The 25,233-nt window shown below is 49.5% G+C and carries 24 protein-coding genes; 2 read left to right on the top strand and 22 right to left on the bottom strand.

The window, feature by feature from the left end:
• Positions 1–583: 583 nt before the first annotated feature.
• The 4 genes from MH144_RS12775 to MH144_RS12760 form a co-directional block, all read right to left on the bottom strand.
• Positions 584–871, bottom strand: a complete 288-nt coding sequence (locus tag MH144_RS12775) for a stage VI sporulation protein F (RefSeq protein WP_239300313.1) — start codon at positions 869–871, stop codon at positions 584–586.
• Positions 872–983: 112 nt separating this feature from the next.
• Complete coding sequence (gene recG, locus MH144_RS12770) at positions 984–3,029, bottom strand: ATP-dependent DNA helicase RecG (RefSeq protein ID WP_239300311.1); 2,046 nt, start codon at positions 3,027–3,029, stop codon at positions 984–986.
• A gap of 10 nt (positions 3,030–3,039) precedes the next feature.
• Positions 3,040–3,903 (bottom strand): DegV family protein, encoded by an 864-nt coding sequence (locus MH144_RS12765; RefSeq protein ID WP_239300309.1) that lies wholly within the window; start codon positions 3,901–3,903, stop codon positions 3,040–3,042.
• A 29-nt stretch (positions 3,904–3,932) separates the two neighbouring features.
• Positions 3,933–5,741, bottom strand: a complete 1,809-nt coding sequence (locus tag MH144_RS12760; RefSeq protein ID WP_239300307.1) for a DAK2 domain-containing protein — start codon at positions 5,739–5,741, stop codon at positions 3,933–3,935.
• 21 nt (positions 5,742–5,762) lie between these two features.
• On the opposite strand from MH144_RS12760, the gene MH144_RS12755 reads away from it, so the two are divergent.
• Complete coding sequence (locus tag MH144_RS12755) at positions 5,763–6,140, top strand: hypothetical protein (protein ID WP_239300305.1); 378 nt, start codon at positions 5,763–5,765, stop codon at positions 6,138–6,140.
• A gap of 239 nt (positions 6,141–6,379) precedes the next feature.
• Entirely contained in the window at positions 6,380–6,568 is a 189-nt protein-coding gene (gene rpmB / locus MH144_RS12750; protein ID WP_024631107.1) for a 50S ribosomal protein L28, read from the top strand.
• 197 nt (positions 6,569–6,765) lie between these two features.
• Here the strand turns inward: rpmB and spoVM are convergent, their stop codons facing one another.
• The 18 genes from spoVM to dapF form a co-directional block, all read right to left on the bottom strand.
• The gene (gene spoVM, locus MH144_RS12745) at positions 6,766–6,846 is read right to left on the bottom strand and encodes a stage V sporulation protein SpoVM (RefSeq protein ID WP_019424875.1); all 81 of its coding nucleotides are present in this window, start codon (positions 6,844–6,846) and stop codon (positions 6,766–6,768) included.
• Positions 6,847–7,014: 168 nt separating this feature from the next.
• Entirely contained in the window at positions 7,015–7,266 is a 252-nt protein-coding gene (locus MH144_RS12740; RefSeq protein WP_239300303.1) for a hypothetical protein, read from the bottom strand.
• Between the two features lie 3 nt (positions 7,267–7,269).
• Complete coding sequence (gene rpe, locus MH144_RS12735) at positions 7,270–7,929, bottom strand: ribulose-phosphate 3-epimerase (protein ID WP_095290279.1); 660 nt, start codon at positions 7,927–7,929, stop codon at positions 7,270–7,272.
• Between the two features lie 2 nt (positions 7,930–7,931).
• Positions 7,932–8,849, bottom strand: coding sequence for a ribosome small subunit-dependent GTPase A (gene rsgA / locus MH144_RS12730; protein WP_095290277.1), 918 nt, complete (start codon positions 8,847–8,849; stop codon positions 7,932–7,934).
• A 61-nt stretch (positions 8,850–8,910) separates the two neighbouring features.
• Positions 8,911–11,124, bottom strand: a complete 2,214-nt coding sequence (pknB, locus tag MH144_RS12725) for a Stk1 family PASTA domain-containing Ser/Thr kinase (protein WP_239300301.1) — start codon at positions 11,122–11,124, stop codon at positions 8,911–8,913.
• Positions 11,121–11,897, bottom strand: coding sequence for a Stp1/IreP family PP2C-type Ser/Thr phosphatase (locus MH144_RS12720; RefSeq protein ID WP_239300299.1), 777 nt, complete (start codon positions 11,895–11,897; stop codon positions 11,121–11,123). Before MH144_RS12720 ends, pknB begins: the two co-directional genes overlap by 4 nt.
• Before the next feature lie 7 nt (positions 11,898–11,904).
• On the bottom strand, positions 11,905–12,945 hold the full coding sequence (rlmN, locus tag MH144_RS12715) for a dual-specificity RNA methyltransferase RlmN (protein WP_239300297.1): 1,041 nt from the start codon (positions 12,943–12,945) through the stop codon (positions 11,905–11,907).
• A 190-nt stretch (positions 12,946–13,135) separates the two neighbouring features.
• Positions 13,136–14,635, bottom strand: a complete 1,500-nt coding sequence (gene rsmB, locus MH144_RS12710; RefSeq protein ID WP_239300295.1) for a 16S rRNA (cytosine(967)-C(5))-methyltransferase RsmB — start codon at positions 14,633–14,635, stop codon at positions 13,136–13,138.
• Positions 14,632–15,591 carry a methionyl-tRNA formyltransferase gene (gene fmt, locus MH144_RS12705; RefSeq protein ID WP_239300293.1) on the bottom strand — a complete coding sequence of 320 codons (960 nt, stop codon included), beginning with the start codon at positions 15,589–15,591 and terminating at the stop codon, positions 14,632–14,634. Before fmt ends, rsmB begins: the two co-directional genes overlap by 4 nt.
• Before the next feature lie 6 nt (positions 15,592–15,597).
• Complete coding sequence (gene def, locus MH144_RS12700; protein ID WP_095290270.1) at positions 15,598–16,086, bottom strand: peptide deformylase; 489 nt, start codon at positions 16,084–16,086, stop codon at positions 15,598–15,600.
• Positions 16,087–16,254: 168 nt separating this feature from the next.
• Complete coding sequence (gene priA / locus MH144_RS12695; protein WP_239300291.1) at positions 16,255–18,804, bottom strand: primosomal protein N'; 2,550 nt, start codon at positions 18,802–18,804, stop codon at positions 16,255–16,257.
• Positions 18,805–18,806: 2 nt separating this feature from the next.
• Complete coding sequence (gene coaBC / locus MH144_RS12690; protein WP_239300289.1) at positions 18,807–20,042, bottom strand: bifunctional phosphopantothenoylcysteine decarboxylase/phosphopantothenate--cysteine ligase CoaBC; 1,236 nt, start codon at positions 20,040–20,042, stop codon at positions 18,807–18,809.
• A gap of 120 nt (positions 20,043–20,162) precedes the next feature.
• On the bottom strand, positions 20,163–20,378 hold the full coding sequence (gene rpoZ / locus MH144_RS12685; protein ID WP_095290265.1) for a DNA-directed RNA polymerase subunit omega: 216 nt from the start codon (positions 20,376–20,378) through the stop codon (positions 20,163–20,165).
• A 157-nt stretch (positions 20,379–20,535) separates the two neighbouring features.
• Positions 20,536–21,108: a guanylate kinase gene (gmk, locus tag MH144_RS12680; RefSeq protein ID WP_090901057.1), complete on the bottom strand. Its 573-nt coding sequence runs from the start codon at positions 21,106–21,108 to the stop codon at positions 20,536–20,538.
• A 13-nt stretch (positions 21,109–21,121) separates the two neighbouring features.
• The gene (gene remA, locus MH144_RS12675; protein ID WP_006209218.1) at positions 21,122–21,382 is read right to left on the bottom strand and encodes an extracellular matrix/biofilm regulator RemA; all 261 of its coding nucleotides are present in this window, start codon (positions 21,380–21,382) and stop codon (positions 21,122–21,124) included.
• Between the two features lie 51 nt (positions 21,383–21,433).
• Complete coding sequence (locus MH144_RS12670; RefSeq protein ID WP_239300287.1) at positions 21,434–22,333, bottom strand: YicC/YloC family endoribonuclease; 900 nt, start codon at positions 22,331–22,333, stop codon at positions 21,434–21,436.
• Positions 22,334–22,352: 19 nt separating this feature from the next.
• Positions 22,353–24,242, bottom strand: a complete 1,890-nt coding sequence (locus tag MH144_RS12665; protein WP_239300285.1) for a bifunctional homocysteine S-methyltransferase/methylenetetrahydrofolate reductase — start codon at positions 24,240–24,242, stop codon at positions 22,353–22,355.
• A gap of 138 nt (positions 24,243–24,380) precedes the next feature.
• Positions 24,381–25,214, bottom strand: a complete 834-nt coding sequence (dapF, locus tag MH144_RS12660; RefSeq protein ID WP_127537865.1) for a diaminopimelate epimerase — start codon at positions 25,212–25,214, stop codon at positions 24,381–24,383.
• Positions 25,215–25,233 lie beyond the last annotated feature (19 nt).

The following is a 25,233-nucleotide window of genomic DNA, read 5'->3' as shown; positions in this document are numbered from 1 at the left end:
GCAGTGGAGAGTCGATTGCTCCATTCAGACCAGACTTTAAGGAATCCGTTACACCTTATTACGAGAATTCGTGTGGAATGAAAAATCTAACGAACCTGAGCCACGCTATTTCAGTAAAAAACTGCAACACCCTCTCGAAATGACGAAATAATAGCTCTACGATTCGTTACGACACCGAACCTGAAGAAATTACCCGGATAGCGTGCGCTCAGTTCGTTACAACTATTTTCACTTTTCTTGAAACACGTCCTTATCATGCATCACTCACGCTTTGCCTAATGTCTAACATCAAAAAGGCAGTCCATAAGTCATTTTCATGACTTATGGACTGCCCCACTTTTTAACCAACCTACACCCTCGATGTATGTTGAGTTTTATAAAATAAACAGATCATTCACACAAAACGAAGAGGACAGAATAAACCTGAAGAAGCGAAGCGCTCGCCTTTATCCCCGGATTTTCCCCTTTGAGAAAGGGACTCCAAAAAAATCCGGGGATAACAGCGATCGGAAGGTTGTTCTGGCATCGTAGTGCTCCATGTGAATGTGCAGTTCATTTTATTACCCTCAACCTACATCCAAACTCACCGAAACATCCCCCATAGCTTAATCAAATGAAACGTATTGTTGGGATCAATCTTCTGGGCGATGACGAAGGCAACGAACTGCTCCTCCTGAGCTGAAGAGAAGTTTTCATTCAAGATGACAGCAGATGACTTGACCAATCTTCTAACCTTGGTCCGGTCCTGAAGATCGGACTTGGTAATTCCATCAATCAGTTTTTTGATGCGATCTTTGACAGCAGGATTTTTCATCTTTAATTTGATCCGCTCCACCAGCTGCGGACTAATTCCATATTGTTGATAACCCAAAACGTACAGCACCTCCCAAAAATGAACTCACTTTCTATTCATATGATGGAAGGGCTTGTTCACTTGACTTTTTTCGCACGAATTGCAGGAAAGCCATGCATCCAGGCGAAAATCAATCGATCAGATCACCCTGGAATACCTGCTGCTGCTGTAGATACTCTCGCAAAGCCGTATAGTCCACAGACGTCCAGAAGGTCGCATCGGCGATTAGACCAGTCACATCATCCCTTGCTTGCTCCAATACGGCAAAGTCTGCAACCATATCCGCCAGGCGGAATTCCGGCAACCCGCTCTGTTTGGTACCGAAGAAGTCACCCGGGCCTCGCAAATCGAGATCACGGCGGGAAACTTCAAACCCATCCTCCGTTTCAGTCATGACCTTCATGCGCTCCTGCCCAACCTCTGTCTTGGGATCGGCGATAAGCACACAATAGGACGCATGGGCTCCCCGGCCCACACGGCCGCGAAGCTGATGCAGCTGAGACAGGCCGAAACGGTCGGCATCCATAATAACCATTAATGTAGCGTTCGGTACATCGACGCCCACTTCTACCACCGTGGTGGAGACGAGAAGCTGAATATCATTGCTGTAGAACGCACGCATCATCTCCTCTTTCTCCCCAGCGGTCATCCGTCCATGCAGCAGGCCCACACGATAATTCGGAAAATTCTGCTGCATCTGTACGTGCAGATCAATCGCATTCTGGACATCCAGCTTCTCGGATTCCTCAATTAGGGGGCATATGAGATAAGCCTGACGGCCCTGATCCACTTCGCGGGAGATGAATCCGAGCACACGCTCCATCATGTCATGTTTAACCCAATAGGTGGAGATTGGAATTCGTCCCTTCGGCCGTTCCGAGATCGTCGATACTTCAATATCCCCAAATGCCGTAATGGCCAGCGTCCGCGGAATCGGGGTCGCCGTCATGGTTAACACATCGGGATTATATCCTTTTCGCCGCAAAATGCTGCGCTGGTTCACACCGAAGCGATGCTGCTCGTCCGTCACGACGAGACCAAGATCACGGAAGAATACATCTTCCTGAATCAACGCATGGGTACCCACCACGATATCAATCATCCCCATTTGCAGCGAAGCGATCAGATCTTTGCGTTTCCGTCCATTCACGCTGCCGGTTAGAAGGCCTACCGTTACGCCAAAAGGTTCAAACAGCTTTTGCAATGATCGCATATGCTGCTCGGCCAGAATCTCGGTTGGAACCATTAGAGCACCCTGGAAACCGGAACGAACCGAGGTGTACAGTGCTATTGCTGCAATCACCGTTTTACCCGAACCCACATCGCCTTGGAGCAAGCGATTCATGGAATAAGGTGAACGCATATCATGAAGGATCTCCAGCTCCACCTTCTTCTGTGCATCTGTCAGTTCAAATGGCAGACTGCGCACAAACTCGCGAATGGTGGCATTATCCGTTGTATGCACAACCCCATCCATCCGGTTTCGGTTCAATGCACGGTAGGCCTGCATCTTAAGCTGGAACAAAAACAATTCTTCATAGACCATGCGCTGTCTGGCCTGCTGGCCTTCCCGATTATCCTGTGGACGGTGAATCCCCGCGATCGCCTGTTTACGAGGCATCAATCCATATTTCTTCATAAGAGATGGAGGTAAAATCTCGGGAATCATGTCTCCAAATTGAATTAACCCCTGATTAATCGTCTTGCGCATCCAGGATTGCGTCAGCTTGCCCGTTACCGAATAGACCGGCTGCAGCGTACCTGAACGGCCATCTCCCTTATCCGGAAACTCCGAATCCGAGACGGTCATCTGCATACGCTTTTGTTCCCACTTCCCGGTAAGCACAATTTCGCGGTTCGGCGTAAGCTGGTCTTTTAGAAAATGACGATTAAACCAGGTTGCCGTAATCATCCACTCTTCTGTCATCACCTTGCAGGTGAGACGGGACTTTTTACCATAGCGCTGCAACACCGGAATACCCATGATCTTACCCTGGACCGTAATCTTGTCCCCGTCTTTCACTTCACTAAGAGAGCGCAGACGATAATCCTCATAACGGAACGGATAGTACTCAAGCAGGTCTTTAACACTAGAGATGCCAAAGGCGTGAAGCTCTCCCTCTTTGAGAGCACTCACGCCGTTAATTTGCTTAACCGATATTTCTTCCAATTTCATGTCTAATCCCTCATTCCGGAACAGGCCACATAAAGATGGCAATAACGCCAGGCCCAACATGGCTGCCAATAACAGCTCCAATATTGGTGTACACCACTTCATTCAGTGTAAAATGCCCACGCAACTGCTCTGCACAAGCAATCGCTGATCCCGGATCTGCGGTATGGCCTACGGCCACGTTCACACGCTTACCCGCAAGGTCCTGCTGAAACAGCTCAATGATGCGTGCCATTGCTTTTTTGTGTCCTCTGACTTTTTCAACAGCGTATATGACACCTTCCTCATCAATGGACAAGATGGGCTTAATATTCAGTAAGGTGCCCAGGATAGCCGCTGCCTTCCCGATCCGCCCACCTTTTTGCAGGTACTCCAGTGTATCCACAAGGAAAAACAGCTTGCGGCTCTTCTGCATGGCTTCCACAGCTGCCGCAATCTCGGCTGCCGACTTGCCTTGACTCGCAAGTTCAGCTGCCTGAACGACCATCAACCCATATCCATAAGATGCCGACTTGGAGTCCAGCACCGTAATGTCACCCTCGCGCTCCAGCAGGGATTTGCCCAGTAGTGCCGATTGATAGGTTCCACTCATGCCTGATGACAGGTGAATCGAGACAATCGGACGTTCCGGGTCTTCATCCAGCAGAGTCTGGTAGATGTTCATGAATTCGGTTGGAGAAGGCTGTGACGTTGTAGGTAACGCCGAAGCCTTCTCCAATTTGGCATAAAACTGTTCCGAAGTCAGATCAACGCCGTCTGCATAACTTTCTTCACCAAACAGAACGCGCAGTGGAACCACATGAATTCCGTATTTACGGACAAGCTCTTCCGGTATATCTGCGGTACTGTCTGTTACAATTGCAATCTTATGGCTCAAGCGAGATTCCTCCTTGCGTGAGTGTACTATCAGGACTCCACAGAGAACAAATAATAATAAACTGGCTGTCCTCCGGAATGTACCTCCACCTCAGCATCAGGATATTGCGACTCCAGCCATGCCGCAAGCGCAGCAGTAACCTCAGAGTCAGCTTCTTCCCCTTCGAGGATGGTAACCACTTCATCTCCACTCTCCATCATCTGCTGCAGCAACCCTTCACACGCCCGCAGCATGCTTTCATCTGTCGCAACGATTTTGGAATTATGGATACCAATGTAATGGCCTGCCTTGATATCCAGCTCATCGTACTGAGTGTCTCTTACGGCATGAGTAACCTGACCCGACTGCACTCGGCCAATGGCTTCCAGCATCTGATCACGGTTGGTTTCAGCAGATTCATCCTCCTGAAAAGCAAACGCAGCTGCCATTCCTTGTGGAATGGTTTTGCTCGGGATCACCGTGATCCGGCGTTCGTCTTCAAGCAGTTCGCGTGCCTGTTCCGCAGCAAGAACAATATTTGAATTGTTCGGCAAAATAAATACCTGTTCCGCAGCGATCGAGCGAACTGCATTCACAAAGTCCTCGGTACTCGGATTCATCGTCTGTCCGCCGGACAGAACGACGTCCACTCCGAGACTTTGGAAGATTTCCGCAATACCCTCGCCTGAAGATACAGCGATAAAACCATACGGAGCCATCTCATCTGCCGGAGGCACTGCTTCTTCATGACTGCGTGTCGTTTCAGGCGGAATCTCTGCAAACAATTCAGGAGAAGGCGCAATGTCCATACCCGCCGTCAGCAGATCCCGGTGCTGTTCACGCATATTCAAAATGTGAATCTGAGTAATTTCGCCGTAACGGAGTGCCAGATTCAGTACATCTCCAGGTGTCTTGGAGTGCACATGCACCTTGATCACTTCGTCGTCAGCAATAATGATGATGGAATCACCATTAACTGACAACGCTTTCCGGAATGCCTCGTCATCGAATGCCACTCCTGCATTATCTCCCAGCTGGCGGTTAATGAAGAATTCCATATCATACAGGAATTCGATATCTTCCGTTTCCAGTCTAGCCTGTGCAGATAATGGCATCTCTGGAGCAATAACCTGCTGCGCAGGCTTGGCAGGCACCTCTTCTACCGGTACAGCCGGTTTCAATGCGGACGATGCCACAGATGGTTGTACTTCTTTTTGCAGGGATGCACGGCTAACACCGTCGGTCTGCAGCAGAACTTCCATAAAACCTTCGTAAATATATACAAGCCCCTGTCCACCCGAATCCACGACGCCGACCTGTTTTAATACAGGCAGCAATTCCGGAGTCGTTGCCAGTGCCTCTTTTGCTTTTAACAATACTTCATTCATTAATTCGGTAATATCATTCGTCCGTCTTGCATAGTAGCTGGCATGTTTCGCAGCTTCCTTAGCCACGGTAAGAATGGTTCCTTCAACAGGCTTCACGACAGCTTTGTACGCTGCGTCCACGCCGTTTTGGAGGGCCGCTGCAAATTGGATTGTATTCAGTTCCTCATAAGGGGCAGCTGAACGACTAAACCCACGGAACAACTGCGATAAAATAACGCCTGAGTTCCCCCGTGCGCCCATGAGCAGGCCTTTGGATAAAATACCGGCAGCTTCTCCGATGGAGGCAGAACTCTTGCGTTTAATCTCTGCAACTCCCGCACTCATTGTCAAATTCATGTTCGTTCCCGTGTCGCCATCCGGCACAGGGAAAACATTCAGGGAATTGACGTGCTCTGCATGCTGTCCAAGTTGTTCCGCGCCGGCAAGTACCATTGCGGTGAAATCTGTTCCATTTAAAGAACGTATACTCAAGTGAGAATTCCCCTTCCTAGCTTGATACACGAACATCTTGCACCAAGATGTTATCTGGTCTGTTCATGCGTTGACGCTTACTGCGTCATTCTTCGTCCACACCTTGTCCGGCAAAGGCATACAAATCAACATGTCATCCGGATCTACGGTCTGGGCGGCCGGGCCACCGATATCTTGCAACCGCTGAAGCCCGAGTTCGGGGCATACGGATATGCACCGGTATCGAGAGCCGGCATGAATGCCGCATGGAGACTGGTGCCAGTGATGGAAATGTCACAGCGCACAGCGTTGCCAAATTGCAGACCACCGCCCCCTAGGGACGGTCAAATCTCCAGCTTTCTCGCGGCAACAGCCTGTTCACCGCTGTATTATGGACTATTCAACATTGTACTATATTAGGCAGGAGAAATAAATAAAGTTTTTGGATCAGTTGACGAAGCTTTTTTGGGTATGATATTATATTCAAGTATTGTTTTATGCAGGTTAAGTAATGGAAATGATCCGGCCATGCCGGCTTGAACAACGCCATTAGCTACTGGAGCCTGACCATTATGGTCAGGAAGAACAATTTAGCCTTTAAGGAATGACTTTCGTCTCTCCGAAGGCAACTGGTTATTTTAGGATAGGAGGTGTAATCTATGTCTCGCAAATGTTATGTGACAGGTAAGAAACCGGGCACCGGTAACCACGTATCCCACGCTAACAACCGTAACCGTCGTTCTTGGGGCGTAAACGTTCAGAAGGTCCGCATTCTCGTGAACGGTAAACCAAAACGTGTATACGTAAGCACCCGTGCACTGAAAGCCGGTAAAGTGACTCGCGTATAATCACGCAAAGCTACTATAAATCGGATAAGCAAAAAGCACCTTGTTCCTTGCAGGTGCTTTTTTGGTATTCAAAAAAGTACATAAACACCTGCGCAAGCATGTGAATACCCGCCGCATGGCGCTTCTCAGGTCGGATTCCCCAATCGTCCTGAAGCCATAGCGGCGGTATTCGCCTTTTGAGCCTGCTCTCGATCTTATCAGTTCTTTTGAAACGTATTAAGGATCGCCTTTACAAACCCTCCCAAAAACTTCGGCAGTTTGAATGTGTAAAATTTCATACTTCACCCTCCCCATCATGCTCATGCATCCGCCGTATCCTATGCTTCAGGGCCTTCTTCACCTTAAACACGACAAAAAAGGCTACATGAGAAACCTGCTCATGTAACCATATTTATGCGGAACCACCTGTCCCTATTCCAACATGACGAGCCCGAAGAACAGCTCATTTACGTTTGGGCAGGAACGTATTGATAAACAGCGATCATGAATACGCTCAGCAAGTAATACAGTATGCTGAATACAACGAACGTAACACGCGATCGTGTACGATCAAACTTTCGAAAATACATAATGACAACGCCCACGCCAATTAGTGAGGTAAGCGCATTGTATGGGGATTGAATGACTGCAAATAACGCAAGCACCAGTCCCGTTACAAGGCTCGCAGCCATTGTCCACAGCGTCTCCTTAAGGCCCATAGATCAGCCTCCGTAGCTGCTACGAATTTCGGCAATAGCGGCTGCACGGTCCTCACGTCCGAATACTGCACTACCTGCAACGAGAACATCCGCGCCAGCTTCTACAACGAGTGGTGCAGTATCGGCTGCAATTCCCCCGTCCACTTCGATGTGCACGTCATGACGTCCTTTTTCATTCAGCCAGCTGCGAATTTGTCTGATTTTGTTCATGGTTCCCGAGATGAACGCTTGTCCGCCAAAACCAGGGTTCACGGTCATGACCAGAACCATGTCCACGTCATCAAGCACTTCCTGAATGGCACTGGCCGGCGTCCCTGGATTCAGAGCAACTCCCGCCTTGACTCCCTGTTCCTTAATCAGGTGGATCACACGGTGCAAATGCACACAGGCCTCGGCGTGAACAGTAATAACAGCCGCTCCCGCTTTGGCAAATTCCTCAACATACCGTTCCGGATTTTCAATCATCAGATGTACATCCAGTGGCAGGTTGGTATGTGGTGCAATAGCTTTCACAATGGCAGGACCCAGCGTAATATTCGGAACGAAATGGCCGTCCATGACATCAACATGAATCCAGTCACCGCCAGCAGCTTGCGCTTCAGCTACTTCAGCACCAAGACGTGCAAAATCTGCAGATAAGATGGATGGAGCAATTTTAATCATAATTAGTACCTCCGCTTCTTGTCTTTCATTTCTGTAAGGAACTGCTCATAATGCTTGTAACGGCTGTCGGAGATTAGACCTTCCTCCTTGGCTGCAAGTACTCGGCATTGAGGCTCATGTGTATGGGTACAGCCTCGGAACTTGCACTGATCCGCATACTGGGCAAATTCACGGAAACAGGTGGATAGTTCCTCCACACCAATCTCCAGAAAGTCCAGCTGGCTGAATCCGGGTGTATCTGCTACAAATCCGCCATTATCCAGCGGGATTAGTTCAACGTGTCTGGTCGTATGTCTGCCGCGGCCAAGACGCATACTGATTTCACTCGTTTCGAGTGTCAGCCCCGGCATGAGGGCATTAAGCATGGAAGACTTACCTACACCGGACTGACCCGAGAACACACTAATCTTGCCCGCGAGGCGTTCTTTGAGCAGTTCATTGCCCTCTCCGGTTCGCGAGCTGGTCGAGATGACTTCATATCCAATCTGTTCATAGAGAGCCTTAACCTCGGCCACAGTGTCCCTAGTATCCTTCTCTGGATCTACGAGGTCCTGCTTCGTTAATACAATTAGAGCATCCAGTCCTGCCTGCTCAATATGTACGAGAAATTTGTCCAGCAGATTGAGGTTCATGTCCGGTTCTTTAACGGAGAACAGAAGAACAGCCAGACTGACATTCGCCACAGGAGGACGGATTAATTCCGTCTCCCGTTCCCGAATCTCATCTACTGTTCCTTCGCCATTCTCTGTCAGCATATAGCTAACGCGGTCACCGACAAGCGGAGAAACACCTCTCTTTTTGAATATGCCTCTCGCTCGGCATTGAACGGCGGAGCCTTCAACCGAAGGCACCCCGTTTTCTAACAATGGCATGACATAATAGTAACCGCTTAGCGCTTTTACGATGATCCCTTCCGGCATAGCTCCGTCGCCCTCCTTTGATTTGCGGTGCATTCAACCCAACGTCAGCAATAAGCCGTCCTCACGGACGGCTTGATGCGTTTACGACTTCACTCTTCTTATCTTTTCCATGACCTTTATCCTTACCATTATTCATGGCAGACGTATCTTCACTTTCATTGTCTTCTTCTCCGTCGGCAGGTGTCGATTCAGGTTCACCTTCCTGGTTGCCGTCCACGCTGCCCTCGTCACCACCGCCGCCTTCTTCAGGCTCATTCGCTGGTGGTGCTGGCTGATTACTAATCTCAGGCTCAATGGTTGGCACGATTACGGTACCATTCTTCGCCTCAGCGTAGGTAACCACGTACGTGTCCAGGAATTGACCATCACGATATACGGATACAGCACCATTCTCATTCGGAGCCAGAACAAGCGGAATGGTCAGGGCCTGATTGGACTGTTTAATGGTCCGGGTTCCCCATTCCTGATTCTTGCCGCGGGCATCTTCGAATGTAATTCGAATCTTGCTGTTTTTGCCTTCTTCTTTTGGTGAAACATTGATATTGAAGGAGTACTCCAATGCCTCAGGAGGATAACCCGTGCTGACGAAAATGGTGATTTTGTCACCAGGTTTCACATCGGCTCCAGCTTCCACAGGCCATTGCTGGGTCACTTTCCCCTTCTCCATCGTATAGCTTGACTCTTCCTGAACCTGAGCCAAAACCAGGCCGGCGGACTTGATCAACTGCTCAGCTTCGTTGCGGGTACGATTTTTCAGCTCAGGCATCTTCACCGTCTCCGCACCTTTGCTAACCGTTAAGACAATTTCGGTTTGTTCCGGATCAAATTCTTGATCGGCCCCAGGTGTCTGGGAAATAACCATGCCTGAAGCAACGTCATTAGAATAGTCATCTTTGCGCTTAATCCGATCCTCACTGATTCCCAGATTCGTCAGATCCTTGACTGCATCCTCATAGGAATCACCTTCAACGCTGATCATTTTGGTCAGCTCCTTTTCAGCTCCAACACTAAGTTGAATTTCCGAACCTTCCTTGACCACATCACCTTCGTTTCGGCTTTGTTCGAATACGATACCGGGATCGACACCTTCCTTATACTGCCGGATGACATCATCGCTCACAACCAAACCTTCATCCTGAAGCATCTGGCGCGCCTTCTCTTCAGTCTGATTAACGACATTAGGCACTTTCACTTCAGGCACAACAAGCATGCCTTTGACGTACCACACAACACCCACCATGGCGATTAGAATTAGGACAGTCAATGAGATCAAAAGTGTGGGTTTTTTCCAGTTCTTTGTCTTGGGCTTGCCTTTATGGTTCTCCTCGTCCGCTTCCATAACCGGAGCCGCGCCCGTAGAAGTAATCCCACGTGGTTCCGGTTTGATGGCAGGCATGACACGAGTCTGATCCACATCATCCTCATCCGGGAAGTCGATCTTGTTTTCATTACGCCGTTCCGGCATCAAACAGGTTTCCAGATCGTTCTGCATTTCCTTAGCCGACTGATAGCGCTCCTGCGGATTTTTTCGCATGGATTTCAAAATCACATTTTCCACACTTTGCGGAATCAGCGGGTTGAATTTGCGAGGTTCATCAAATTCTTCCTGCAGATGCTTCAAGGCAACACTGATCGGACTCTCGCCGAGGAACGGAAGCTGCCCAGTCAGCATTTGATAGAGTACGATACCGAGAGAATATAAATCTGACTTCTCGCCAGTAACAATACCTTTGGCATGCTCTGGTGAGAAATAATGCACCGAACCGACTACGGAACCCGTCTGTGTAATCGTTGTGGAGGTAACCGCTCGGGCAATCCCGAAATCGGTAACCTTCACACGTCCATTCCGGCCAATCAATATATTATGCGGTTTGATATCCCGATGAATAATCTGATTATGATGTGCATGATCCAAGGCGTCTGCAATTTGAGAAGCAATTCGAACAGCTTCATCCACCTGCAGCGGGGCCCGCTCTTTAATAATCTCATTCAGGTTTTTGCCTTCTACATATTCCATGACAATATAATGAACGTCATCTTCCTGGCCTACATCATAGATGCTGACGACATTGGGGTGAGACAAGGATGCAGCAGACTGCGCTTCTCGACGGAAACGTCGGATGAATTCCTCATCATGTACAAATTGCTGTCTTAGCACCTTGATCGCCACATTCCGGTTCAGAAGCAGATCCTGTGCCTTGTACACAAGTGCCATGCCGCCACCGCCAACACGCTCAATGACTTCATAGCGTCCACCTAGCTGGTGCCCTATCATGATTCACACCCCGTTTCCGTCACCACGGAACCTTCCTGCTGCGCTTCAAACAGCGCAACCGTGATATTATCATCTCCACCAGCCAGCAGAGCCAGCTGAAGCAGTCGATCCGCACGCTCTTCCAGCGGTAGATCCTGATTCCCTGCCACTTGAACGAGCTGTTCATTGCTGACCAGATTGCTAAGTCCGTCACTGCACAACAGCAGGACTTCACCTGTTTCCAGCTTGATGGGATCCAGATCCACTTTTACTTCTGCATCTGTTCCAAGAGCACGAGTCAGCACGTTGCGACGCGGATGATGTGATACGTCTTCCTTGCTGATCTGACCATTTTTAAACAATTCATTCACCAGGGTATGGTCTTCCGTTAACTGGATCACTTGTTTGTTTGCAATTTTGTAAGCACGGCTGTCCCCGATATGACCGATAACACCTTCTGCATCATTCAACAGGGCAGCAACCACGGTCGTACCCATGTTGTGGTATTTGTCATCTCCGGATGCAGTCCGATATATCACTTCATTGGCATGCAAAATAGCATCGCTGAGGGCAGCAGACAAGGATGCGTGTGACAGCCCCGGTTCCAATGTCCCCAGGTCATGCACCAATGTCTCAACTGCCAAACGGCTGGCGGTATCTCCAGCGAGATGCCCGCCCATGCCATCGGCGACAATACCCAGTATATACCCTGTCTCCAGATTGCGGATCCAGGCTGAATCTTCATTAACCGAACGCACGCGTCCGATATGGCTCACATGAACTGTTTTGATCAAAACGTTCTCACCTCAACTCCATATGCTTTGCACGAAGCTGACCGCAAGCGGCAGCAATATCATGTCCCTGTTCACGACGAATGGTTACATTAACACCCTGCTCCGAAAGAATCTTCTGAAAATTGAAAATGTCGCTTCTCGATGTTCTTACATACTTGCGTTCAGGTACGTGATTGACCGGGATCAGGTTCACGTGGCAGAGCATGTTCTTGAGCACACTCGCGAGTTCCGCTGCATGTTCCGGCTGATCGTTCACGCCACCGATAAGTGCATATTCAAATGTGATTCTCCGGCCCGTTTTGGCCAGGTAATACCGAAGGGATTCCATCACATCGTCAAAAGGAAAACGACGGTTTACCGGCATCAATTTGGAACGCAGCGCATCATTCGGTGCATGGATGGAAATGGCCAGGTTAATCTGCGTATCTTCATCCGCAAACTTGTAGATGTTTGGCACAATTCCGCTTGTGGACACCGTGATGTGGCGCTGACCGATATTCAGGCCCTTTTCGTGAATCATGATGCGCAGGAAAGTCATTGTTGCTTCGTAGTTTTCAAACGGTTCGCCCGAACCCATGATAACGATACTGCTAACACGTTCGCCGCGCTCATCCAGAATCTTCTGAGCCTGTACGACCTGAGCAACAATCTCGCCTGCTGTCAGGTTACGCTTCAGCCCGCCCAGTGTAGACGCGCAGAATGTACAACCGATCCGGCAGCCCACCTGTGTCGTTACACAGATGCTGTTACCATAGTTGTGTTTCATGATAACTGTTTCGATTGCATGATCATCATGAAGGCCGAACAGGAACTTCACTGTTCCATCCTTGGATTCAAACTTTGTAATTTCGGTAAGGGTTACAAATTCAAATTGCTCTGTCAGCTTCTCGCGCAATGCCTTGGACAGATTCGTCATCTCACTGAAATCATTTACTCGTTTCACATAAATCCAGTCGAAAATCTGACCACCGCGAAAAGCGGGTTCCCCATTCTCAACAGCCCATTGCTGCAGCTCTTCGAGGGAAAAATCATATATAAAAGGTTTCATTTTGTTGTCAACACCTATTCCTTCTTTTCTTTTCATTCTTCCTATTCTATCACAAAGACCACTTTACATCCATGTATGCCCTAGAGTCTTGCACTTCATGCATTATAACACCTCGGCCCACAAGCCGCACCCCATTACAAAAGAAATCCGCCGAAGTTCCCCCCGGCGGCCTTCCTTGCGTGCTATGGATTTATTCATCGGCTGCACGTGTCAGCCTCGCAATAAAGAAGCCGTCACTGTGTGCATACTGGGGCAGAATCTGCACTCCCCCGTTCACCCGATTCCACTTTTCCAACTCGGTTCCGGTCCAGGCAGAATCCACGGCCTGGTACTCAGAATGGCGCTTCAGGAAGTCAGCGACCATAAGTTCGTTCTCTGCGGGCTCAATCGTACATGTGCTGTACACCAGAACGCCGCCCGGCTTCAACAGCGGTGCAACCCGGTCCAGCAGTTCTCGCTGCAGTCCCGAGATATCTTCGATATCTTCAGGTGATTTGGTCCATTTGACATCCGGCTTCCGGCGAATGACACCGAGACCTGAGCAAGGTGCATCCAGAAGGATGCGGTCGAACGAAGCATGAGGATAACGCTCATCCAGATCCAGTGCATCTCCGGTTACTGCATCGATACAGCTCAGACCCAACCGGTCTGCCTGATCCATGATAAGCTGACGCTTATGTGCATGCACGTCATTGGCAATAATCCGTCCACGGTCCTGCATTTTCTCGGCCATATGAGCTGTCTTACCGCCAGGAGCTGCACAGCAGTCCAGCACGGTTTGGCCTTCTTCAGGTGCGACCGCTTCTGCCACAAGCATGGAACTTTCGTCCTGCACCGAGAACAGACCATCCCGGTACCATGACGTTAGTGCCATATTCCCGCCGCTGCGTACAAGAATGCCGTCAGGACTTAACCGTGAAGGTTCCACCACTGCACCCGTGCTCTCCATCTCTTGCATAAGTTTCTCACGTGAGGTCATGGTCGTATTTACCCGGACACTCACTGCTGGCGGTTCATTATTGGCTTTGCAGATCGCTTCTGCTGTCTCTTCACCGTATCGGCCCATCCAGCGTTTAACCATCCACAGCGGATGAGAGTGCTCCAGTGCAATGCGTTCAGCAGCTGGCAGATCATTCGGAATCCGCAATTCATCCCGGTTACGGATCATGTTGCGCAGAACGCCATTGACCATGCCCGAAATTCCTTGGTGACCCAGTTTCTTCGCCAGATTGACGGCTTCACTGACAACAGCATGTTCCGGAATCCGATCCAGATACAGCATCTGGTAGACGCTGATCCGAAGGAGACTTCGTACCCATGGCTGGAGCTTGGCCATTCCTTTGGCCACAAAACGTTCCAAGAAATAATCAAGTGTGTTTAGTCTTGCGATGGTACCGTATACCAGCTCAGTTGCCAGCCCTGCATCTGCCGGACTAAGATCAGCCTCTTTCAGACGACGATTGAGCTCCAGGTTACTGTAGGCTCCATCCTGCTCCACAGCACTTAACACCTTCACTGCAAGGGCGCGAGGAGAAGTTTTGGGTCGTTGGGAACGCGAAGCTTCTCCCGAGGTTCGGGAGCCCACAGTGTTACTGGAACCACCCGGTTTCCCTGGATTCGGGCGACGGTTCTGCTTACCTTTACCTCTGCTCGAACTGTCTACGGATCTGCCGGATCTATTCTCACTCATCGTAACACCGTGCCCGGTTTCAGCGTACCGCCGCGGCCAAAGTCAGCCGCCTTCATCGCTTTCTTGCCGGCCGGCTGTACTTCTGTCAGCCAGAGTGAACCGTCGCCCGTCTGCACCTCGATACCGGATGCATTTAACTGCAGCACCGTACCAGGCTCAGCTTGTCCTTTGGCTCCAGTCTCTGAAGTTCCCATTGGATTGGGATTCGCAGCAGCCCATACCTTAAACACCTGCTCGTCCCACATCGTAAATGCACCAGAGAACGGAACAAGACCACGGATCTGGTTATAGAGTTCACGGGATGTTCGATTCCAGTCTATTTTCTCGTCTTCCCTAGTCAAGTTGCGGGCATACGAAGCTTCGGCTTCATCCTGAGGGACAGCCGTGGTTTCCCCTGCAATAAGACGGGGCATTTCTGCCTGCAGCAGCTTGGAGCCTGCATCACTGAGCTTCACAAACATGCTGCCAGAGGTATCCTCATCCGTAATTGGCACTTCCACACGAGAGATCATATCCCCTGTATCCAAACCTTCTGCCATAAACATCAGGGTAACTCCCGTTACAGACTCTCCATTAATAATGGAGCGCTGAATTGGAGCACCACCACGATATTTAGGCAAAAGAGAACCGTGCACATTTACACAGCCCCGTACAGGCATATCCAATACCGCCTTCGGTAAAATCTGCCCAAATGCTGCAGTGACAATCAGATCAGGCTTCCATTCAGCCAATCTGGCTACTGATTCAGGATCACGCAGCTTTACCGGTTGAAATACAGGCAGGCCGTGGCGCTCAGCCGCAGCCTTAACAGGCGTTGGCGTGAGCACTTTTTTGCGACCTTGCGGTTTATCGGGCTGGGTTACTACACCCACCACGTTATAACCCTCAGCGATGAGCATATCCAGAGAAGGAACAGCAAATTCCGGGGTTCCCATAAAAACAATATTCAAATCCATCACTCCTTAATTACGTCGCGGTCCAGTCTGATCGGCTGCAATTTCGTACACCTTCTCGGCGATATCCGTGAAGAGCACACCATCCAGATGATCAATCTCGTGCTGGAATGCTCGGGACAATAGACCACTGCCCGTAATAATCAGTTCATTGCCTTCGCGGTCCAAGCCTTTAACAGTAACTGTCTCAAAACGGCGAACGTCGCCATTAATCCCAGGAATACTCAGACAGCCTTCCGGTCCAAATTGTTCGCCTTCACTTGCGATGATTTCAGGATTGATCATTTTGATGAGACCCTGTTCATCCCCGGCATCGATGACAATCAAGCGTTTCAAAATGCCTACTTGAGGAGCTGCAAGGCCTACACCTTCAGCGTCATACATTGTATCTGCCATATCATCCAGCAGTTTTTGTACATTAGGTGTTACTTTTGTAACTTCCTTGGCTCTTTTGTGAAGCACCTCATCTGGTTCTTTAACAATAATACGAATCGACATGTTGTAAGCACCTTCCTAACCCAAAACTCATGTTGGGTATCATTCTTTTGATTATCGTTTGCTTTGTTTTTAATCTATGTTTATACCGCTTGTTTACATCCACATTTTGCTCTAATCATTTTCCCAACTTTATCACACGAAGTGTCCCTGGAAAACGATGCATCATGCTTACATTAACATTTGCGGGTCTACATCCAAACTTATGAGCAGTTTTTGCGCCTGAACATCATCGTCCATGCGCCGGGCCGTCTCCAGAGCGATTCCGATGGCGTCTACATCCCCCCGCCATTTTATCATACATTGGAATCGGTATCTATTCTTGATCCGGGGAATGGGCGAGGCTACAGGCCCAAGCACGTCGAAGGCATCGTTACTGAAACGGTCGAGGCTTCCCAGCCAGCCCGCTGCATTGGCACGTTCTTTCAACAGACGTGTGTAATTTTCAGCCAGCCGGATCAGTACAGGCAATTGCTCATGCGAAAAGGTCACCAGAATCAGGCGGCAATACGGCGGGTATTGCAGATTGCGGCGATGAAGCAGTTCCTCACGCACAAATGAAACATAATCATGCTGGCTTGCATGTCCAATGGAATAGTGCTCCGGCGTATAGGACTGCACAAATACCTCACCAGGCAATTGATGGCGCCCCGCGCGGCCTGCCACCTGGGTCAACAGCTGAAAGGTTTTCTCGGCAGCCCGGAAATCGGGCAGGTTCAGTGCCGAGTCTGCCGTTATGACACCAACAAGGGTGACATCCGGAAAATCCAACCCTTTCGCAACCATCTGGGTACCGAGCAGCACGTCGGCTTTTTTCTCCCGGAACTGCTTCAGAAGTTTCTCATGTGACCCCTTCTCCGTCGTTGTGTCCACATCCATGCGGATAACGCGGATTCCCGGGAACAACTTGGCCAGTTCTTCCTCCACTCGCTGCGTACCTGTACCAAAGTAACGGATATGTTCACTGCCACATTCCGGGCATACCTCGGGAGCAGCTTCCGCATACCCGCAATAGTGACACCGAAGATTGTTTGAACGCTGGTGATAGGTCAGTGAAATATCACACTCGGGACAACCAGCCACATAGCCGCAGCTGCGGCACATGACAAACGTGGAATAGCCTCGGCGGTTCAACAGTAAAACCGTCTGCTCCCCACGCTCCAATCGTTCCTCCAGTCCCTTGTGCAGAGCCCGGCTGAACATCGAGCGGTTGCCATCCTTCAACTCTTCGCGCATATCAATGATCCGCACATCCGGCAGATTGTTGCCGAGTGCCCGAGTAGGCATCTCCAGCAGCAGCGGAGCAAAATCATCATTGCTCTGCGAACGTGCGGCATAATAACTTTCCAGTGAAGGCGTCGCGGAGCCCAAAACCACGACAGCCTGATGCTGCTGTGCTCTTTTTACAGCTACATCACGGGCATGGTATTTCGGCGTTTCTTCCTGTTTGTAAGAGGTCTCATGCTCCTCATCCATAATGATCAGACCTAATCGGTCAAATGGAGCAAAGACAGCGGAACGTGCGCCAATGGCAACCTTTACTTGGCCTTCCCGAATTTTGCGCCATTCATCATAACGCTCTCCACCCGAAAGACGGCTGTGCATGACGGCAACCTGGTCTCCAAATCGTCCTTTAAACCGCTCAACCATTTGTGGTGTGAGTGCAATCTCTGGAACAAGAACAATCGCCTGCCGATCCTGTTCAATACATTGCTGGATCGTCTGCAGATATACTTCGGTCTTACCGCTGCCTGTTACACCATGTAACAAAAAGACGCCATGGCGCCTTTCCTGTAATCGGCCATTAATTTTATCGTACACGTTCTGCTGCTCTGCAGTGAGAGAAAGCGGTTCAGTGGCGCGAAACTTCCTGCCCTGGTAAGGGTCACGAAAGACTTCCACGTCTTCGGTTACAAGAAGTCCTTTCTCCTCAAGCCCTTTGACGGTAGCCGCAGACACTTGAAGCGTAGCCAGCAATTCTTTCATCGGCATCGGCAGCAACTCTTTCATTTCCAGCAGAAAGGCGAGAACCTCCTTCTGCCGCTGTGCCTTCGCCGGGAAAGACGCAAGTGCCTCCTGCGCAGCAGAAGCATCTACCGCCAAATCCACAGCCTTCATTGTTTTTTTGTTCAGCTTGTCCTTGATTGCCTGGCTCTCCAGCAACACACCACTAAGCAGAAGCTTTTTGATCAACGCGGCATGATTGGGGTATTTCCGGCTCAATTGCTGCAGAGGCACCTGCCCCCGACTTTGAACAAAACGTATAATGTCCTGCTGCACCTTTTCGGATGTGGACTCCTCTCCCCACACGAAGAGAACATCTTCATCCGACTGCGTTCCTGCCTGCTGTCCATCCAGTGCATCCCCAATGGAAATATATCGTTCCGCTTTACCTTTCAGTGCAGTCGGCACCATGACCTGCAACGACAAAATGCGGTTGCTGGCATATCGCTCACTCATCCACTCCGCGAGCTGCACCAGATCTTCTGACAAGGGCGGAACGATGTCCAACAATTCCTGAATGGGCTTCAGCTTGAAGGATTCTGTTCCGGTACGAGGTACAAGATTAACCACAAATCCCTGCACGGTTCGATGTCCGAATGGTACGCCTACCCGACTGCCAATCTCAATCCAATCACGCATCGATTCCGGCACCAGATAATCAAAGGGCCGATCGGTCTGTTTCACCGGAACATCGACAATAACCTTGGCGATCTCCATATTTAATTCCTCCCGGCAATGCGCTCCGCCGCAATCGCAAGCAATCGGTGAGCTATGTCCTCCTTAGACATCACCTGAAGCTCTTCCACCAACCCTTCACGGTCATATATATGAACCGCATTGGTATCTGCTCCAAATCCGATACCCGGACGGGCAACGTCATTGGCTACGATCAGATCACAGTTTTTCCGTTCCAGCTTCTCCCTTGCGTACATCTCTACAGAATGGGTCTCTGCGGCAAAACCAATTAGAAATTGATGACTCTTTTGCTTCCCTAGTGTTTCAAGAATATCTATATTTTTAACAAGCTCCAGCGATAACGTATCGCCTTTCTTTTTAATTTTCTCCTCATGTACTTCCTTGGGACGGTAATCGGCAACCGCCGCAGCTTTAACGACGATATCAGCATGATCCCAGTGACTCGAAACGGCTGCGTACATATCCTGGGCGGACTGCACCCGAATCACTTCCACATTCGTTGGCGGCTGAACTTGTGTACTGCCCATAACGAGCGTAACCTCTGCCCCCAAATCACGTGCTGCAGCAGCAATGGCAAATCCCATTTTACCGGAAGAGTCATTGGTAATATATCTGACAGGATCAATACGCTCTATCGTACCTCCGGCCGTCACAACCACTTTTTTGCCTTTTAACAATGCGGCCTGTTGTTTCAAGCCCGGTTTGGCTGACTCCTGATCTTCAAAAAAACGTTCAACAACCTCGACAATCGTCTCCGGTTCTTCCAGTCGCCCTTTACCCACGTATCCACATGCGAGCTGTCCTTCACTTGGTTCAATCATCAGTGTTCCTCGCTCGGAAAGCAGACGCATATTGTGCTGTACAGCAGGGTGGTCATACATATGAACATTCATGGCAGGTGCGATCATCACCGGAGCGGTCGTTGCCAGCAGTGTTGTGGAGAGCATGTCATCGGCCATGCCATGCGCCATTTTGGCAATAACGTTAGCTGTTGCCGGGGCAACCAGAACCAGATCCGCCATATCGGCCAAATGAATATGTGATACAACCGATGGCTCACGCTCATCAAATGTATCACTGTAGACTACATTTCGGGTCAACGTTTGCAGCGTTAATTCGGTAATAAACTGTTTGGCAGAGTCCGTCATAATGACGTGTACATCCGCCCCTTTTTGCACCAGTCTACTGCATAATGTAGCCGCCTTGTATGCGGCTATGCCGCCAGTCACGCCAAGTACGATTTTTTTACCGTTCAACATGGTTATTTCCCCCGATATATACGACGTTTAAACGATGAATAGAGAAAAAAATAACAACCTCGCGGTTGTCAAATAAGTCCGGCTTGCGCCGTATGCAGTTGAAGAGCAGCCGCAGGCGGCTTACTCTTCTTCCTCTTCGTCCTGTCCTTTGATGACAACGAGATGATCACCATAAATTTCTTCGAGTGCAACGCCAACCTGTTTATGGGATCTCGCATTTCTCAGATCCGTTTTCTCGCCTTCACGAAGCTGTCTGGCCCGGCGGGAAGCAGCAACAACAAGAGAATACTTGCTGTCGACTTTGTTCATCATTTCATCAATAGAAGGATACAGCATGTTTACAAAACACCTCTTTGCATTAGTATAATTCCTTTGACCCGCCTAACAGGATGCAACCATTCAGTCCGTTCACATGAACCGAACTTCGTGGACCATCTATAGATATATGTCAGCAGTTCTCTGAATTATTGCATCCTGCGGCAGCCAAAAAGAATTATTTATTGATCTTACAATGTTCGGCGATAATAATGCTTTCTATTCGTTTGCACGCCAAATCAATCTCGTCATTAACGACAGCGTAATCGTACTGCTCCAGCAGACTAATCTCATCCACGGCTACGGACATCCGGTGATCAATTGTCGCCTGACTCTCCGTACCACGTCCCTGGATGCGATCTTTAAGCTCGTCCAATGAAGGAGGCAGCAGAAATACAAAGATCCCTTCCGGGAACTTCTCTTTCACTTTTAACGCGCCTTGAACTTCAATCTCAAGAATGATGTCGCGGCCTTCGTTAATGGTTTTCTCCACAAAATCACGTGGTGTTCCGTAATAGTTACCTACATATTCTGCATGCTCCAACAGCTGGTCTTCAGCAATCATGTTCAGGAATTCTTCATGACTTCTGAAGAAGTAGTTCACACCATGCTCTTCACCCAGACGAGGCTGGCGAGTCGTTGCAGACACAGAATAGATCAACTCCGGCACACGCTTGCGCAAAGCGCTGCATACTGTACCCTTCCCGACCCCAGATGGGCCGGACAACACTATCAGTAATCCCTTAGACATATTACACTCCATTTTATTCGTCGTTGTCATCATCTTTCGAAGAAAGACGATGGGCGACCGTCTCAGGCTGAACCGCCGACAGAATGACATGATCGCTATCCGTAATAATCACGGCACGAGTACGTCTTCCGTACGTTGCGTCTATCAGCATATGACGATCTCTTGCCTCTTGTATAATTCTCTTGATCGGCGCCGATTCCGGACTTACGATGGATATAATCCGGTTCGCCGATACGATGTTACCGAATCCAATGTTAATGAGTTTGATTGCCATAATCAGGTTCTTCCCCCTATACATGCGACTCTCTTGCCGAAATATAGCCGTTCATTCGATATTCGCCGCCTGCTCGCGAATTTTCTCCAGTTCCGCCTTCATCTCGACAACACGGTTCACCAGAGCCAAATGGTTGGCTTTTGATCCAATCGTATTGACTTCCCGATTCATCTCTTGAATAAGAAAGTCCAACTTGCGGCCTACCGGCTCTTCACTCTTCAGCAGTTCCCTGCTCTGTCCGAAGTGGCTGAGTAGACGCGTAAGTTCCTCCTCTATGTTAGAACGATCGGCAAACACAGCAATTTCCATACCCAATTTATGCTCGTCAAAAGGGAAAGAGCCTTCCTCCTGCATTTCCGTAAGCCTTTGTCTTAACTTGTTGCGGTAATCTGTTACCACAGTAGGTGCAAGAGCAAGCATCTCGGTATGCAACGACTCCAGACGACTAATCCGTCGTTCCAGATCACTGGCCAGATGAAGACCCTCACGCGCGCGCATTTGCTCCAGACTGGACAAGGCCTCTTCCAAGCTTTGCTGCAGCACACGCTCCCATTCGTTCTTCTCTTCCTCGGGGATTGAACTCATTCCATCGGAATGAACCATGACATCTGGCAACGCAAGCATGTCCATAATGCTCGGTTTGCCCTGCATCCCAAAGCGGGATTCCAGCTGTTCTGCCGCCTGCAGATAGGCCCTGACTGCCTGCTCATTAAGCACGGCAGGAAGAGCCTGGTCTTCATCTTTTTCTTTCATTACATAAACATCAATCCGCCCGCGCTTCAGCCGGCTCTGTACTCTTTTCCTCAATCCGTCTTCATAACATGTCCACTCTTTGGGCATGCGCATCATCACTTCACAGTAACGATGATTGACGGATTTGATCTCCAATTGTACCTTGTAGCCTCCAAAATGAAAGGCGGATTGACCGTATCCGGTCATACTGAATGACATCGGCATCACATCCGTTACACTATTGTAATTGATTATTAGGGTTGAAACAAGTAGGACATTGGTGCTCGGACTTCTCCCATACATATTGGGTCAGTTCGGCAGTCATCCCGTAGAACATAAACGGAGTCATTAGGTAGATCCCCTTGAAATGGGCTGTTGCCACATCCAATAGCTCTTTGGCAATTTTTACTCCCATGGCCCGACCTTCTTCTCCTTCGAGACCAGCCATGCGAGAACGAACTTCATCCGACAGCTGAATTCCTGGAACTTCGTTGTGCAGATATTCTGCATTTCGTCCACTTGCCAGCGGCATTACACCGACGAAAATAGGCACTTCCAAATGTTTGGTCGCTTCATGCATGGCTACAATCAGTTGAGGGTCATAGACAGGCTGCGTCATAATATAATCGGCACCGGAGGCAATCTTTTTCTCCAGTCTCTGAACCGCCTTATCCAGATGTTTCACATTCGGGTTAAACGCTGCTCCGATGACAAAACCAGCCTTCTGCTTGAGCGGTTTTCCGGAGAAAGCTACACCGTCGTTTAATTGCTTGATCATACGTATAATTTCAAATGAAGTCAGATCATATACAGAACTGGATCCGGGAAGATCACCGAAACGCGCTGGATCACCTGTAACGGCAAGCACGTGGTTGATACCGAGAGCGTCAAAACCCATCATGTGTGACTGGGTCCCAATCAGATTTCGGTCACGGCAAGCAATATGCACAAGCGGTCGTAAGCCAGTACGATCCTGAACGAGATGTCCCAGTGCCATATTACTCATGCGGGTAACCGCCAAAGAGTTGTCAGCCAGTGTCAGCGCATCCGCACCAGCCGCTTTGAGCGTTTCGGCGCCTTTCATGAATTTGGCAATATCCAGGTCACGAGGCGGGTCGAGTTCAACGATAACCGTGTGGCGCTGCTTGACCAGATCCACTATGGTCGGCTGTCCACCACGACCGGAACGTTCATCCACATTTTCATGCAGTACAATACGTGGTTTTGCTTCTGTCGGGTCAGGCAGGACAATTGGTGCTGCAGTATATTCGGAAAGAGCCTGTGCGATTGCTGCTATATGATCCGGTGTCGTGCCGCAGCATCCACCGATAATACGAGCGCCCAGATCGGCGAATTGCACCGCGGTCTGACCGAAATATTCCGGTGTGGCCCCATAACGGAACTGGCCATCGACATAGTCTGCCGCTCCCGCGTTAGGGTACACAGACATCGGAACTCCGATTCGCCCGGATACGGTTTCCATGGCACGCATAATTCCATTTGGACCGGAGCGGCAGTTAAATCCAATCACGTCCGCACCCTGCTCACGCATGATCCGGAACGCTTCCGGCATCGTGTATCCATCCAGGGTATGTCCTACATCCTCAACGGCAAACTGCCCAATCACCGGCAGATCACTCAGCTTACGAGCCTGCAGCAGGGCGATATCCATCTCTTCGATATCATAGAAGGTTTCGAGCAGAATTCCGTCAACCCCTTCTTCAAGCAAGGCAAAAATCTGTTGCTCGTAGAAACGTTTCAGTTCGCTTGTTGATACGTTGGTCCGCTTGCCTCCACGAATGGAGCCCACAGCCCCTAAAACGTATCCGTTTGAACCGGCGACATCCTTGGCAATGCGCACACCTGCACGATTGACTTCAGCCACCTTTGATTCCAGTCCGAACTTGGACAATTTGTCAAAGTTTGCAGAGTACGTATTGGTCTCAAATATTTCAGTACCCGCTTCCAAATAACGACGATGTACATCTGCTACCACTTCAGGTGAAACCAAATTTAACTCTTCGTATGAAATTCCAACCGGGAAACCCATTTGGTACAGATATGTTCCCATCGCCCCATCTCCAATGAGAACTCGTTCCTGCAAGACACTCCGCAAATCCGCCTTCATCCCTTTTCCCCCCGCCTAGCTGATCATTTCATACTAATGTAACACAAAAGCCGATCAATAACGTAGAAAAACACAGGTTTCCCGTGAAATTCAGTCAAAAAAAGAGGCCCAAAGGCCTCTTGGCTTAAACTGTCATCTTTATGAGGTGACTCCCTTGAAAACAACCTCTGCCGGTCCAGTCATATACACATGATTGTCAGCTTCGTTCCACTCAATATGCAGGTCTCCGCCTTTGAGGCTAATGACTGCTGTACGATCGGTGTGTCCGTTCAATACTGAGGAGACAAGCGTTGCACAAGCTCCGGTCCCACAAGCCAGTGTTGGACCCGCACCGCGTTCCCATACACGCATATCGACGAATCCACGATCACGTACAGTGGCAAACTCAACGTTGATCTTCTTCGGGAACATCGGATGTACTTCCAGCACTGGCCCCCAAGTCGAGAGATCAAAGTTCACTGCATCATCTACATAAATGACAGCGTGGGGATTCCCCATCGAAACTGCCGTGAATTTGAACTCCTGTCCGTTCGCTTCAATTGTATGATCAACCACAGGGTTGGCATCCACCGTTGTCGGAACCTGAAGCCCGTCCAAAATAGGCTCGCCCATATCCACACGAACGGTTGCCACCTTGCCGTCAAGTACATTAAGGGTTACCGGTTGAACACCGGCGCCGATGGTTTCAATTGTAATGTGCTCCGATGTCACATGGCCATGGTCATAAACATACTTCGCTACACAGCGAATCGCGTTCCCGCATTGTTCCGCTTCCGAACCATCAGAGTTCATAATGCGCATCTGAAAATCCGCCTTCTCCGAAGGCAGTATATAAACGAGTCCATCCGCACCGATGCCGAAGAAACGGTTGCACCATTTCACAGCAAGCTCTGCTGCATCAGCCGGAAGTTGTTTTTCTCCAAATACAACGATAAAATCGTTGCCAAGTCCGTGCATTTTCGTAAATTCCATATCCTTGCCCACTCCTTTT

Origin of the sequence: Paenibacillus sp. ACRRY, from assembly GCF_022346995.1 — a bacterium.
Classification (GTDB): domain Bacteria; phylum Bacillota; class Bacilli; order Paenibacillales; family Paenibacillaceae; genus Paenibacillus.
The sequence above is the reverse complement of the archived record's forward strand: the minus strand, read 5'-3'. Positions and strand labels throughout refer to the sequence as shown.

Bases quoted from the DNA above. Each gene is read 5' to 3' on its own strand.
- recG (WP_239300311.1), bottom strand. From the start codon at position 3,029: ATGAAATTGGAAGAAATATCGGTTAAGCAAATTAACGGCGTGAGTGCT.
- rpmB (WP_024631107.1), top strand. From the start codon at position 6,380: ATGTCTCGCAAATGTTATGTGACAGGTAAGAAACCGGGCACCGGTAAC.
- spoVM (WP_019424875.1), bottom strand. From the start codon at position 6,846: ATGAAATTTTACACATTCAAACTGCCGAAGTTTTTGGGAGGGTTTGTA.
- MH144_RS12740 (WP_239300303.1), bottom strand. From the start codon at position 7,266: ATGGGCCTTAAGGAGACGCTGTGGACAATGGCTGCGAGCCTTGTAACG.
- rpe (WP_095290279.1), bottom strand. From the start codon at position 7,929: ATGATTAAAATTGCTCCATCCATCTTATCTGCAGATTTTGCACGTCTT.
- rsgA (WP_095290277.1), bottom strand. From the start codon at position 8,849: ATGCCGGAAGGGATCATCGTAAAAGCGCTAAGCGGTTACTATTATGTC.
- pknB (WP_239300301.1), bottom strand. From the start codon at position 11,124: ATGATAGGGCACCAGCTAGGTGGACGCTATGAAGTCATTGAGCGTGTT.
- rlmN (WP_239300297.1), bottom strand. From the start codon at position 12,945: ATGAAACCTTTTATATATGATTTTTCCCTCGAAGAGCTGCAGCAATGG.
- rsmB (WP_239300295.1), bottom strand. From the start codon at position 14,635: ATGAGTGAGAATAGATCCGGCAGATCCGTAGACAGTTCGAGCAGAGGT.
- fmt (WP_239300293.1), bottom strand. From the start codon at position 15,591: ATGGATTTGAATATTGTTTTTATGGGAACCCCGGAATTTGCTGTTCCT.
- def (WP_095290270.1), bottom strand. From the start codon at position 16,086: ATGTCGATTCGTATTATTGTTAAAGAACCAGATGAGGTGCTTCACAAA.
- priA (WP_239300291.1), bottom strand. From the start codon at position 18,804: ATGGAGATCGCCAAGGTTATTGTCGATGTTCCGGTGAAACAGACCGAT.
- coaBC (WP_239300289.1), bottom strand. From the start codon at position 20,042: ATGTTGAACGGTAAAAAAATCGTACTTGGCGTGACTGGCGGCATAGCC.
- rpoZ (WP_095290265.1), bottom strand. From the start codon at position 20,378: ATGCTGTATCCTTCTATTGATGAAATGATGAACAAAGTCGACAGCAAG.
- gmk (WP_090901057.1), bottom strand. From the start codon at position 21,108: ATGTCTAAGGGATTACTGATAGTGTTGTCCGGCCCATCTGGGGTCGGG.
- remA (WP_006209218.1), bottom strand. From the start codon at position 21,382: ATGGCAATCAAACTCATTAACATTGGATTCGGTAACATCGTATCGGCG.
- MH144_RS12670 (WP_239300287.1), bottom strand. From the start codon at position 22,333: ATGTCATTCAGTATGACCGGATACGGTCAATCCGCCTTTCATTTTGGA.
- MH144_RS12665 (WP_239300285.1), bottom strand. From the start codon at position 24,242: ATGAAGGCGGATTTGCGGAGTGTCTTGCAGGAACGAGTTCTCATTGGA.
- dapF (WP_127537865.1), bottom strand. From the start codon at position 25,214: ATGGAATTTACGAAAATGCACGGACTTGGCAACGATTTTATCGTTGTA.